Raw genomic sequence first — 12,774 nt, 5'->3', positions numbered from 1 at the left:
TCAGTGCCTGCCGTCGTACGCCGCCTGTGCGTCCACGATGCCGTCGACAGCCTCCGTCCGGGCCTTCTCGACGTGTCGTGCCGACCCCGCCGTGTTGTCGACCACCGCCACGATGGCGTCAGTGATCTGCCGCCCCGCGTTCAGCGTCCGCTTGTAGGTCGTCCTGATCTGTGGTCCCACCTGCTGGGCGTAGTCGTCGTCCTGGCCGGCCCAGCCGCTGAGAGCGGACTTGTAGTGGGCGAGGTCGTTGACGAGCGCATGCGCGTGTTCCGCGATGTTCGCCAGGACCTCCGCGCCTCTGCGGGTCAGGTTCGGGTCGGCTTCGAACGAGCTGTGGGACATGCTTCCTCCGGGTCGGGCTGCTGCAGTGGGGTCGTCCGGTGCGCACGGGACCGGCCTGCTGAGTACTGCGGTAGGCACCTCAGGCGGTGTCCTCCACGATCTCGTCACGCAGTCGGCCGCCCGGGTTCTTCCTGGGGCCGGCCCCGCCTTCGCGGACCATCGAACCGAACAGGGCGTCCCAGTCGATCTCCGCGCCGGGCACCCCGGCGACCTGCGGCACGCCCTCGGAGATCGGACGGTAGGTGTCGAGCACCTGCCGGGCCATGCGGGAGCGCGCCTGGCCGATCGTCTCCAGGAGTACGGATGCCAGCTGTGCCGGTGCCATGGACCGGTACTTGCCGTCGTGGAACCTCATCGCCGTCACTTCGCCCTGCGCTCCGACCGTGACCTCCACCGAGCGGTCCTTCGACATGACGACGACGGACGCCTGCCGCAGTGTCTGCTCGGCGCCCGTGAGGGCGGCCCTGGTGGTCTCCAGCGCTTCCATCGCCTTGGCCAGTCGCTCTTCGACGGGTTCCATGACTGCGTCTCCTTCTCTCGCGCTCTCGTGTTCTCGCGTCGGTGTGGGGGTTCCGGGGCGTCGCCCGTTCGCCTCAGTCGTCCCGGCCGAGGACCGCCGGGGCCGCGGCCACGTCGGTACCCCAGACCTCCTCGTCCTCGGAGAGCCAGGTGGTGCGGTTGCGGTCCTCGCTCTGGGTGGCCTGACCACCCGGTGCGCCGCCCGCGCCGAGGGGCATGAACGGCATGCCGGAGCTGGTGGTGGTCCTGGCGGTGGCCTGTTCGGCGACGGCGGCGGTTCTGGCGCCGGTACGAGAGGTTCCGGTTACCGCGCTGTCGGTGTCGGCGTACCCCGACCTGACGCGTTCGGTCGCCGCGGTCATCTCCCCGTTGAGGCCGCCCGCTCTGGAGGCGGCGGCCAGGGCACCGGGGTTGACGCTCGGGCTGGAGGTGAGACCGGCGCCGGTGGTGGCCGTCCCACCGAGCGCGCCGGAGAGCGAGGAGGTGTAGGGGACGTCGTCGTAGAGGAAGTCGCCGTCTGTGGCGGAGTCGGTGACAGTGCCGAGCAGTTCGTTCGGAGTGGACGTCGAGGACGTGTAGGACGGTGAGGACAGGTCGGACGAGCCGTTCAGGCCGCTCACGATGCTGCCCGTGCCGCTGGGGTTCAGGGACGAGGTGTCGATCGTGCTGCCGTCGGCCATGTCGACCGTGTAGGTGCCGTCCGGGTCGAGGGTGCTGACCAGGCCGTCCGGGTAGGTGGTCGTGATGCTGCCGTCCGCGTTGACGGTGGTGATGCTGCCGTCCGCGTTGGTCAGGGTCTCGCCGACCTGCAACTGCCCCTGGTTGAGGGCGCCGTTGGCGCTGGTCGTGGTGTACGAGCCGTCCGGGTTGATGGTGCTCCGGCTGCCGTCGTCGTACGTGGTGGTCACGGTGCCGTCCGCGTTCTGCACGGAGGTGCTGCCGTCGGCTTCGACGAGGGTGCTCAGGCCGTCCGGGTCGGTCGTGAGGGTGCTGCCGTCCGGGTACGTGGTGACCTCGGTGCCGTCCGGCCTGGTCGTCGTCGTGCTGCCGTCGGGGTTGGTGACGGTGATGCTGCCGTCCGAGTTGACCTTGGTGGTTCCGCTGTTGGCGGTGCCGAGACCGCCGTTGAGGGCGCTGTTGAGCAGTGAGGTGTAGGCCGGTGACGTGCCGAGGCCGGAGTCGGTGGTCTGGGATCCGGTGCCGTCGCCGGTGGTGCCGTCGGACAGCAGACTGTCGGTGTCCAGGCCGCCGTTGAGATCACCGTTCGTGGTGGCGCTGGAGAACACGTCGTTCAGCGCGTCGTTCGTGGACGAGGCCACATTGCTCAGCGCGTCGTTCTGCCCGTTCAACGCGTCGTTGGTGGACGAGGCGATGTCGTTCAGCGCGCTGTTGACCGACGCGTTCTGGTTGCTGAACATGTTGGCGATGTCGTTGACGTCGAAGTCCGAGCCGCTGGTGTCGTTGGTGTCGTCACTCGTGCTGCTCGTGCTGGTGAGACTTGCGGGGGGCGCCTCTTCGAAGCCGTAGGCGGGGTCCCAGTCGGAGTTGAGCAGTTGCGACCAGGTCGCGCTCAAGGTGGTCTGCGCGGTCTCGGCGGCCGGGTCGAGGTTCGCCGTGATGTTGTTCGTCCAGCGGGAGACGGCCTCCTGGGCGACCTTCGCCCAGGAGTTGGGGTCGGTGAGCGGACCGTAGGCGGGGACGTTCTCCTTGAACCCCTCCAGCAGGTCGTACGAGTAGTTCGTCCCGCCGTAGGCCGTACCGTAGTGGGCCTCTTTGGTGACGACCTTGGCGGCGTTGTTGGTGTCGATCCACTGCTTGAGTTCGTTGAGGACGTCCGTGAGGACGGCCTCCGGGTTCCAGTGGGCGGCCGGGGTGTTGGCGGAGCCGTCGGGGGCCTTGCCCGTGACCGGTCCGTTCTGGTCGTTGCGCCACTTGTCGTGGGCGTCCTTGAGCGTCTTGACGGCTTTGCCCAGGGCCTGTTCGGCGAGGATCAGGCCGTTGCCCTGGAACGTCCTGCTGACGTAGCCGTCCACCACGCTGGCGGCCGAGGTGGTGAAGTTCCGGGGCGCGAACTGCTCGTGGTAGTGCTTGTACTGCTTCCGGAGCGTGTCGAGGAGGTTGACGAAGACACCCGCCGCGTTTCCCTGCCATGCCGCGTTGTCCCGCCCCATGGCGTTCACCCAGCCCTCGAGGCGCTCCTCGTGCTCCTGGAAGAAGAGTTCGGCGCGATCGAGGGACTTGGCACGGTAGGAGAAGGTGCCCAGGTCGACGGCGTCGGTCTCGCTCACCGTGAGCCCGTCGAAGGAGAAGCCGGTGGTCTTCCACGGTGAGGCGGAGAGCTGGGTGAGGGCGGAGCCGACGCCGAGGGAGTACTTGTTGAAGTTGGTGCCGGCCACGCCCTCGCCGCGCTGCCACGGATAGCCGATCCGCACGACGTACAGGTCCAGGTTTCTGGCGTTCTCCATGGGGCCGCCGTCACCGGTTCCGGCGAAGAAGAGCACGGAGGTGAGACCCGCCTGGGCCAGGTTCTGGGCCACGGTGGTCGCGTTGGTCTTCCCCACGTTGGTGATGGTGACGGAGATCCAGGGCATGTCGACGGCACTGTCCTCGCCCGCCCCGCCGCGGTTGCCCTTTCCCTGCAGGTCGGTCGTGACCGAGGCCCGGGTCGGAACCTTGTACCCGGTCGCCAGGTAGACCGTCTGCTCCCAGGGCCCGGTCTCTTCTGCCATCGTGGGTGACTCCTGATACGTGTGACGCGGTCAGAGGGTTGTGGTACTGCCGCCGAGGTCCTGGCCGACGTCGGCCATGGCGGAGATGAACTGGCTGCCGCTGATGGACTGCAGCGACGCTCCGGCGGTGTCGAGCAGCGTCGTCACGGTGTCCCTCAGGTCCATGTCCATGTCGCCGAAGAGCTTCTGCTGCTTCACGAAGACCCCGTCGACGGTGTCGGCCAGCGACACCAGGTTGGTGCGCAGGGCGTCGCCGTGGACGGTGCCGGCAGCGCCCATGGGGCCGATGGCGAGCTGCTTGTTGGGGGTGGCGCTCAGGGCCGAGTAGATCGTGAACAGGGCCTGGACAGGCGGCTCGTCGGGGGTGTCGTGCCGCATCTTCCTGACGTCGCCGAGAAACGTCTGCAGTTCGTTGTCGGCGAACTGCGTCACCGATCCTGCGTCGAGATGGGTGAGGTCTGCCATGGCTCCTCCGTGGCTGATCGGTGCGCCTGTTCGGGGCGTCGGACGTCGGGCGGGGGTGCGGGTGCCGGGCCTGCCGCCGGTGGTCGGGGTGGTCCGCCAACGGCCGCGAGGTCGAAGCGAGAGTGGGGCGAAGGCGGGCCGCCCCGACGGTCGGGCCGGGCCGCTCAGGACAGTTCGCTCCACATCTGGGCGAGACTGTTCTCCGTCTGCCGGTAGTTGTCGGACACGTTTCCGAGCAGGGTGGCGTGGGACATGAGCAACTGCTCCATGTTGGTCACCGCGCTGTCCCACGCGGCCTGGGCGGTGCCGTACGCCAGTGCGTCCCGGCCCTGCCAGGTCGTCTTGAGCTCGTTGAGCTCACCCTCCAGGTTGTCGAGCGTGGTCTCGATCGCCCGGGTCTGCTGGATCATGTCCTCCACGCCCTGGTCGACGTGGTTGTACTCGACGTGAATCACACCGTCGGCGCTCATGGGAACTCCTTCTGTCGTGAGGTCGGGTTGCTGTGTGCCCGGACAGGCGGGATCAGCGGGACAACTGGTTGAAGACCGAGTCGGAGGCGCTCTGCGAGGTGCGCACCATGTCGGTGTTCTTCGACTGGGTGCCGGTCTGCTCGTGCATGGTCTGGTTGAGGTTGTCGATCAGACCCTGCAGCTTGTTGAGGATGATCTGCGCCTGCTCGTCCCACTGCTGAAGCAGTTTCTGGAACTCGCGGCCGTCCTCGGAGGCGGCGCTGTAGCTGGTGGCCAGGGCGCCCGCCGTGGTGTCCACGTCGGTCTTGCAGCGCTGGATGGCCTGGTGGGCGGTGGTGAGGGCGTTGATGCCCAGTTGGGTCGACGCCCTGGATGACTGCTGGAGCGGAGTGGCCATGTGCGTTCCTCATTCCCTTGAGTTGATGCCTTGAGTGGGTTCCCGCGGGGCGTATCGATGTCCGGGCAGTCGGTTCGCCCAGGCCGGAACAGGGGGGGTCAGTTCGTGGCCGGTGCCTTCCCGGGGCCGCGTTTCGAGGTGCCGGCGGCCTTGCAGTCGCCGACGGCGGTGATGTGCGCGGGGGCGCTGCCTGCCGCCGCGGCGGGGTCCAGGTCGGGTCCGGTCGGAAGCATCGACAGGAGGGCGGCCGGCAGACCGGCCGGTTCCGTGCCGTCGTATCCCAGGGCCGCGATCGCGTCGCCGGAGACCATGCGGTACTTCACTCCCGCCTCGGTCACCAGGTAGGTGGTGTCGCCCAGTTGTCCGCCGGACGCGCTGAGGGCACGTACCACGGCTCCGGCGCCGGGGCGTACGGCGATGGCGTCCACCGGGGAGCAGGCCGGCTGCACTCCGTCCGGGGCCGCGGCGGGCGCGGCGGACAGGCTGGACACCGTGGAGACACTGGTGATCGGGCCCTGCTTGCCGGGCCGGATACCCGCGCACAGGTTCTGCCGCTGCTCCGGCTCGACCAGCCGAGGGGGCCCGGACGGCCATGCGAGCGACGTGCCGGGCGTCGTTCCGGACGGCGTGAGGTGGTCGTCCACGGTGTCGGTGGCGAGTGTCACCGGGGCCGGCCGTTTCCCCGCGTAACTGTCCTCGCGGGTCCGCGGGTCGCCCAGGACGAGCGCCGCTTCCGTGCCGCTCACCGGTACCAGGCCTCGCGCGGCCAACAGGTAGTACCGCACCGGCGAATCCGGGACCTGCACGGTGAACACCTGCCCGATACGAGTGGAGCGCCCGTCGAGGGACGGCCCGTCGGAGCCTCGGCCCGGAACGTCCATGGGGCTCAACTCGGGTCCCAGAGGCAGGGTGTTGAGGAACTCGGCGGAGACCGCGCGAGGGGTCGCGTCACCGTAGCCGAGGGCACGGTCGGCGCCGTGCTCGATGTCCACGGACAGGCGGCGGCCGCGCCAGATCAGATATCTGTCCCCGTCGGGGGCGGCCACCAGCAGGGCTTCCTGGGTGGTCAGTCCGTCGGTGGTGGCCGGCTGGGAGCCGATGACCAGCGCGGTGGTGGCCGACGGTGTGCCCTTGTCATCGGTGAACAGTCCCGAACACACCAGCCAGGAGCCCGAGTTCACATCGCCGGTGGCCGGCAGGTCGTCCGGAGCGCCGGGGATGCCGACCGCCGCGCCGTGCGGCGTGCCGCGCAGTGAGGCGCCCGAGACCAGCTTCGTGGACAGGTCGGCTCCGCCGATCAGCCGCGCGGAGGCGTAGTTGAGGATCGGGCGCAGGGCGCCGTCCTGGTAGATGTAGCGGGTTCCGGTGTCCTTGCGGACGATGACGGCCCCGGCGCTCTTCCAGGAGTCGTCGCCGCCCGGCGACATCAACCCGAACAGCACGCAGCCGGCCGCCGCCAAGGCGCCCAGCAGCAGCCCCCAGGCCGCGCCCCTGCTGGTCCGGCCCGCAGGGCTGTCCGGGGCGTCCGGGTCGGTGAGCAGCATGCCGGAGGTGAGGCGGCTCATCATGAAGACGTGGGCTTCGACCTGGTCCCTCTTGGACTGCATCGGTTCCTCCTCTCGCTGATCTCTCAGTGGCTCGGACCGGCCGAGCGATTCGGTTGTCCGTATGTCTGCTGTCGGTCGTCCGATGTCCGTACGCTCGGCCCCCGTGCGGACCGGGCGGTCAGCCGAAGACCCCGCGCATACGGCCGTAGACGCCCAGGATCCACAGCACCAGCGGCAGCAGGGCGATGGCCGCCGCCGAGTGCAGGAGTTCCGCGGCCCGGCCCCAGTGCGGGACGAGGCGGCGGCCGGGCAGGGCCCAGCAGAGCACTGCCAGGACGGCCGTCGCGGCCGACAGGAGCACGACGAGCAGCAGCCTGTCGTGGGTGCCGGAGCCGACGGCGAGCGCTGTCACCAGCACAGCCGCACCCCAGACGCCGGGGAACAGCACCGCCACCCGCTGCCAGATGTTGCCGACGCCTCGGCTGTGCAGGACGAGCAGCAGGGCGAGCACTGCGGTGGTGACGCGGGCGGGCGTGCTGGGTTCGGGGGCCAGGGCCGTGAGGGCGCCACCGCAGATGACGCCGACCGCCGTGTACAGCACGGTCATCCACGCCTCGGCGCGGACGGTACGGGTGACGAGGCGCTCGCCGGGCTCGGGGTCGATCCCCTGCTGCAGTTCCCCGGCGTTGGTCGGCAGCGGCGGCATGCGCAGTCCAGCCAGCCAGAACGAGAAGGCCGGCACGAAGCCGCCGAGCAGCACGGTGCACACCGCGACGAGAGCCGCGGCGTGGGCGGCGGGCAGGTCGAAGAGCACCATGAGGAGTGCGGCGAGCCAGACCGCCGTCGCGACCATGGCCGAGGCCAGGAAGAAGCGGGCCGGGCCCGAGATGAGAATCAGGGCGAGACCGGCCCCGGCCGCCCAGGCGGCTGCCGCGGACAGCAGTCGGCCGCCCGTCGCGCCCGGCCCGGAGCCGTCGTCCGTGCTGAGCGTCGGCAACAGCCAGCCCGTCAGCGCGAGACACGGACCGGCCGTCAGGGCCAGGGCCGTGGCGGTGCCGTTGTCGGCCATGGCACGGCTGGCCGCACCCGCGCCCACGGTCAGCAACAGTCCGAGCAGGGCCGCCGTGACCGCGCGGAGCGCGACCGGGCCGCCCGGCAGTGCCAGGATCAACAGAGCGAGAGCCACGGTCGACGCGAGCAGGACGCGCAGCAACCACCGGGTCGCGGCCTGCGACCACTGGTGCGGGCGCTCGCGGAGAGTGCTCGCCATGCCGTCCACCACGTCGTCGAAGTGGGCTTCGGGCAGTGCCGCGACGCGTGGGCGCAGATGCAGTGTGTCGCCGTCGCGCAGGCCGAGGGACTGCGCGGTCGCCTCCAGGTCGAGGGGCGCGCCCCCAAGGCGCTGAAGCACCCAACCGCCGTGCTCCAGGCCCAGTTCCTCCATCTCCTGGCCCGCATAACCGGTCACGATGGGGAGCAGGTCGGCGAACGGGATGTCCACGGGCACGGCGAGGTCCACAGACCCCTCGGAGGTCCGTACGGTCACCCGGCACAGGCCGGCCACCGAACTGTCGGTCACGCTGGTACTGCCTCTCTTCTTTGAACAGGGGGCGGGACGGGCGTCGAAGGATCCGTTCGGTCGACGAGTCGCTCGTCGGCGGCTCCCGTCTCGTCGTCCGCGAGGGCGCGGCAGGTCGACCTTCCACGTCCACCGCCGCGGAGCGCCCGGCCGCGCTGAATCCGGGCGAAGACTGCACGGATTCAGCGCGGACACAGACGGCACGCGTCCGAAGGCACGGCGGGCAGCCGGTCGGCGTGCCGCTGCGGCTCCGTAGAGGGCGATCGTAGGGCGAGGCCTGTGTCGAAAAACTGACCGCGCGGCAGCCGTCGGCGCTTGCCAGGACCTGGCGGAACACACCGGTACGCCTCGCGCACCGAGCGTGATCGGATGCCCGTACCGGCGGACCGGCATGGTCCCGCGCACGACGCACGGGCATTCTTTGCGCACTGGTGCGCGCCTACGATCGCGGCGAGGGGTGCGGGGTTTCCCTGCCGGAAGCGACGCCACGGAGATCCGTCACGAGGACCCGACGGGCGACGGCGGACCGGGCGGTGAGTGCCCCGGCCCCAGCGGGCACCGCCGAGCCGGGGTCCGCGCCGGCCCGGCGATCCCGCCGCGCGAGGCGAACCGCCGGATTCCTCGAAGGAGCCCCGTCCCATGTCCGTGGAACTCTTCCGCAGGCCTGCCCGCCGCCGCGGTCCCGACATGCCCCAGGGCGAACTCAGTCTCCAGGAGCCGCCCACGCTGGCGGAGGCACAGGCGGACGCCTCGGCGGTCTGGACGTTCCTGCCGATGGGCATGATGTCCGCGTCGATGCTGGTGATGTTTCTGAGACCCGGCGAGAACACGGTCATGAGCTACATCGCCATGGGCATGATGATGATGTCCATGGTGGCCATGGTGGTCGGGCAGGTCATGCGCAGCCGCGGGGAGCGCAAGCGCCGTACGAAGGGTGAACGGCGCGACTATCTCAGGTACTTGGCCCAGGTGCGCCGCAAGGTACGGCGGGCGGTCACCGACCAGCGGCAGGCGCTGATCTGGCGGCATCCCGACCCGACGGTGCTGTGGTCGATGGTGCGCACCACCCGGCTGTGGGAACGCCGCCCCGCCGACGACGACTTCGCCGAGGTCCGGATCGCCGTGGGCGACCAGCGGCTGGGCGTCCGGCTCAGTCCGTTGTCCACCAAACCGGTCGAGGATCTGGAACCGCTGAGCGCCCACGCGCTGCGCCGGTTCATCCGCGCGTACTCCGTCATTCCCGATCAGCCGGTGGGCATCGCACTGCGGGCCTGGTCGAAGGTGCTGATCCGCGGTGACGAGGAACAGATCAGGTCGGCCGGGCGTGCCGTGATCGCGCAGCTCGCGGTCTTTCACGCGCCGGAGGACGTGTGGGTGGCGCTGTGCGTGTCCGACGAGAGGCGCGGGGAGTGGGAGTGGCTGAAGTGGCTGCCGCACGCCCATCACCGCAGCGACCGCGACGGCGCGGGACCGGTCCGTCTCGTGGCCCCGTCGGCCACCGAACTGGACAACCTGCTCGGTGCCGAGTTCCAGGAGCGTCCCGCCTTCGACCCGGACGCGATGCCGGGCCGCGAGGAGCCGTTCACCGTTGTCGTGGTGGACGGCGGCCGTGTACCGTCCGGTCACCGCCTGGACGGTCAGGGATTCCGCAACGCCGTCGTCCTCGATCTGAGCGGCGCGCTGACCTGGCGCCCCGGACGCACCAACCTGCGGTTGGACCTCACGGACCGCGCGCTGCACGTGGTACGCACCGACCGCAGCCGCCAGGAGCAGACCACTGTGCTCGGCCGGCCGGACCGGATGGGGCCGGCGACCGCCCGCGCGCTGGCCGCGCTTCTGGCCCCGTACCGGATGAGCCTGGCCACCGACAGCGCCGAGCCGCTCGCGTCGGACATCCAACTGACCTCCCTGCTAGGCATCCCCGACCTGCACCGGCACGATCCGGCCGACTACTGGGCGGCCCGGACCTCGGCGGCCGACCGGCTACGTGTCCCGATCGCCGTCGGCGCCGACGGCGCGCCCGTCGAACTGGACATCAAGGAGTCCGCGCAGGGCGGCATGGGCCCGCACGGCATGCTCATCGGTGCCACCGGCTCCGGCAAGAGCGAGCTGCTGCGCACCCTCGTCCTCGGTCTGGCGCTGACACACTCGTCGGAGACGCTGAACTTCATTCTCGTCGACTTCAAGGGCGGCGCGACCTTCCTGGGCCTGGACGAACTGCCGCACACCTCCGCCGTCATCACCAACCTGGCCGACGAGGTCGCGCTCGTCTCCCGCATGCAGGACGCCCTCCACGGCGAACTGATACGTCGTCAGGAACTGCTGCGCGCGGCCGGCAACTACACCTCGGCCCTGGAGTACGAGCGGGCGCGTGCCGCCGGCACCCCCCTCGAACCACTGCCCAGCCTCTTCGTAGTGGTGGACGAGTTCAGCGAACTCCTCGCCGCACACAGCGAGTTCGTCGACCTGTTCGTCATGATCGGCCGCCTCGGCAGATCCCTGGGCGTGCATCTGCTGCTCGCCTCGCAGCGCCTGGACGAGGGCCGGATGCACCAGTTGGAGAGTCATCTGTCCTACCGGATCGGCCTGCGGACCTTCTCGGCGATGGAGAGCCGCGGAGTGCTGGGCGTGCCCGACGCCTACCACCTTCCGTCACAACCGGGCAGCGGCTACCTCAAGAGCGGGGTAGAGGCGCTCACCCGGTTCAGGGCCGCCTACGTATCGGGCGCCTACCGGCGGCGACGGGGTGCGCTGGCTCCGGCCCAGGTGGCCGAGCAGGTCGCCCCGTGGAGCGTCGGCTGGGTGGCGCCCCGCCAACTGCCCGATCCCGCACCGGAACCGGACCCGAGCGCGGAGGAGGAGGCACAGGCACAGAGCCTGCTCGCCACCGCCGTGGACCGGCTGCGTGACTCCGGGCCGCCCGCCCGCCAGGTGTGGCTGCCGCCGCTGGACCTGCCGCCCACGCTGGACCAGTTGGTTCCGCCGCTCACGGTCGACGCCGTGCGCGGGCTGACCGTCGAGGCCGCTTCCACCGGCCCCGACAGGCTGATCCCGGGGGCGCTGCGGGTCCCGGTGGGCATTGTGGACCGGCCGTTCGAGCAGCGGCGCGACCCCTTGCTGGTCGACCTGTCCGGGGCGGGCGGGCACGTCGCCATCGCAGGCGGCCCGCAGAGCGGCAAGTCAACGCTCCTGCGCACCCTGATCACCTCTCTCGCCGTCACCCACACCCCGCGCGAAGTCCAGTTCTACTGCCTGGACTTCGGCGGTGGCAGCCTCACCGCGCTCGCCGGACTGCCCCACGTGGGAGGCGTCGCGGCGCACGTCGACAGCGAGCGGATAGGCCGTACGATCGCCGCGGTGGCGTCGGTGCTCGCCGAGCGGGAGCGGTTCTTCCTTGAGCAGAGCATCGACTCCATGGCCACCTATCGGAAGCGGCGCGCCGCCGGGGAGTTCCCGGAGGAGCCCTACGGCGACGTCTTCCTGGTCGTCGACGGATGGGGAACCCTCCGGCAGGACTTCCTGGAGCACGTCACCACCCTGTCCCAGTTCGCCCAGCGCGGCCTGAACTACGGCGTGCACCTCATCGTCACCACAGCCCGCTGGGTGGAGCTCGCCGCGCAGGTGAGGGACCAGGTGGGTACGCGCCTGGAGCTGAAGATGGGCGATCCGATGGAGTCGGTGATCGATATCCGGCGTGCTCGAACGGTGCCCCGGATCGCCGGCCGTGGCCTGACCGCCGAGACGAAACTGCACTACCTCGGCGCGCTGCCCCGTCTCGACGGTGTCCAGCGCCAGGAGGACCTGGCCGAGGGCGTGCGCGAGATGGTCGGGAGCATCGCCGAGAACTGGCACGGTCCCGCGGCCCCGGCCGTGAAGATGCTGCCCGTCCGGCTGGCCGCGGCAGGTCTTCCCGCGCCGGAGGGGGACCTGCGGATCGCGCTGGGCCTGGAGGAGGAGAAGCTCGGCCCGGCCTGGCACGACTTCGCCGACCATCCCCACCTGGTCGTCGTCGGGGACTCCGAGACCGGCAAGACCAACCTTCTTCGGCTGGTCGCCAAGGGCATCACCGAGCGTTACAGCCCCGACCAGGCGAGGGTCCTGGTCGTCGACTACCGCCGGGAACTCGTCGAGGCCGTCCCCGAGGAGTACCGGCTCGGCCACGCGGTCTCCATCGACCAGCTCCGCGACATGACCGACGGCGCCGCCCGGGCCCTGCGTTCCCGTATGCCCGGTTCGGACATCGCGCCTTCCCGCATGCGGCAGCGCGACTGGTGGCAGGGACCGTCCGTGTTCGTCCTGGTCGACGACTACGACCTGATCGGCGCCCCGCTCGGGCGGAGCCCCTTCGAGCCCCTGCTCGACTTCCTCGCCCTCGGATACGAGGTCGGCTTCCACCTGGTGGTGACCCGCTCGGCGGCCGGTGCCGGCCGCGGGCTCGGAGATCAGGTGCTGCGTCGCATGCTGGAGGTCAACACGCCCGCTCTGCTGCTCTCCTGCCCGCCCTCCGAGGGCTACCTCTTCGGAAGCGTGAAGCCACGTGTCCTCGTGCCGGGCCGGGCCCTGCGCATCACCCGGCGCAAGACGGTCCAGATCCAGACGGGCCTGCTGGAGGACTGAGGCGGTGCGGTGCCGCGGGTGGAGAGGCGTACCGGCCGGGTGCCGCGGGTGAGGGAGGCGGAGCGGCCGGGTGCCACGACGTCGTGCCGCGGCACGCGCCAAGTCGTTG

General features: G+C 70.4%; 9 protein-coding genes. 1 reads left to right on the top strand and 8 read right to left on the bottom strand.

Going from position 1 to position 12,774, the window contains the following annotated elements:
* From ACIBLC_RS36095 to eccD, 8 genes are all read right to left on the bottom strand, one after another.
* On the bottom strand, positions 1–342 hold the full coding sequence (locus ACIBLC_RS36095; protein WP_399215649.1) for a hypothetical protein: 342 nt from the start codon (positions 340–342) through the stop codon (positions 1–3).
* A 79-nt stretch (positions 343–421) separates the two neighbouring features.
* The gene (locus ACIBLC_RS36090; RefSeq protein WP_399215648.1) at positions 422–862 is read right to left on the bottom strand and encodes a YbaB/EbfC family nucleoid-associated protein; all 441 of its coding nucleotides are present in this window, start codon (positions 860–862) and stop codon (positions 422–424) included.
* Positions 863–935: 73 nt separating this feature from the next.
* Positions 936–3,590 carry an AAWKG family protein gene (locus tag ACIBLC_RS36085; RefSeq protein ID WP_399215647.1) on the bottom strand — a complete coding sequence of 885 codons (2,655 nt, stop codon included), beginning with the start codon at positions 3,588–3,590 and terminating at the stop codon, positions 936–938.
* 30 nt (positions 3,591–3,620) lie between these two features.
* Positions 3,621–4,055, bottom strand: a complete 435-nt coding sequence (locus tag ACIBLC_RS36080; protein WP_399215646.1) for a type VII secretion system-associated protein — start codon at positions 4,053–4,055, stop codon at positions 3,621–3,623.
* A 164-nt stretch (positions 4,056–4,219) separates the two neighbouring features.
* Positions 4,220–4,525 (bottom strand): WXG100 family type VII secretion target, encoded by a 306-nt coding sequence (locus tag ACIBLC_RS36075; protein WP_399215645.1) that lies wholly within the window; start codon positions 4,523–4,525, stop codon positions 4,220–4,222.
* Between the two features lie 52 nt (positions 4,526–4,577).
* On the bottom strand, positions 4,578–4,922 hold the full coding sequence (locus ACIBLC_RS36070; RefSeq protein WP_399215644.1) for a hypothetical protein: 345 nt from the start codon (positions 4,920–4,922) through the stop codon (positions 4,578–4,580).
* A 98-nt stretch (positions 4,923–5,020) separates the two neighbouring features.
* Entirely contained in the window at positions 5,021–6,529 is a 1,509-nt protein-coding gene (eccB, locus tag ACIBLC_RS36065) for a type VII secretion protein EccB (protein WP_399215643.1), read from the bottom strand.
* A gap of 118 nt (positions 6,530–6,647) precedes the next feature.
* Positions 6,648–8,048 (bottom strand): type VII secretion integral membrane protein EccD, encoded by a 1,401-nt coding sequence (gene eccD / locus ACIBLC_RS36060; RefSeq protein ID WP_399215642.1) that lies wholly within the window; start codon positions 8,046–8,048, stop codon positions 6,648–6,650.
* 639 nt (positions 8,049–8,687) lie between these two features.
* Between eccD and eccCa the strand changes: the two genes are divergently transcribed.
* Positions 8,688–12,665 (top strand): type VII secretion protein EccCa, encoded by a 3,978-nt coding sequence (gene eccCa, locus ACIBLC_RS36055; RefSeq protein ID WP_399215641.1) that lies wholly within the window; start codon positions 8,688–8,690, stop codon positions 12,663–12,665.
* Positions 12,666–12,774: the final 109 nt, after the last annotated feature.

Origin of the sequence: Streptomyces sp. NPDC050535 (assembly GCF_044457665.1) — a bacterium.
Lineage (GTDB): Bacteria > Actinomycetota > Actinomycetes > Streptomycetales > Streptomycetaceae > Streptomyces.
Note: the sequence above shows the minus strand (reverse complement) of the source record. Positions and strands in the feature narration are given on the sequence as shown.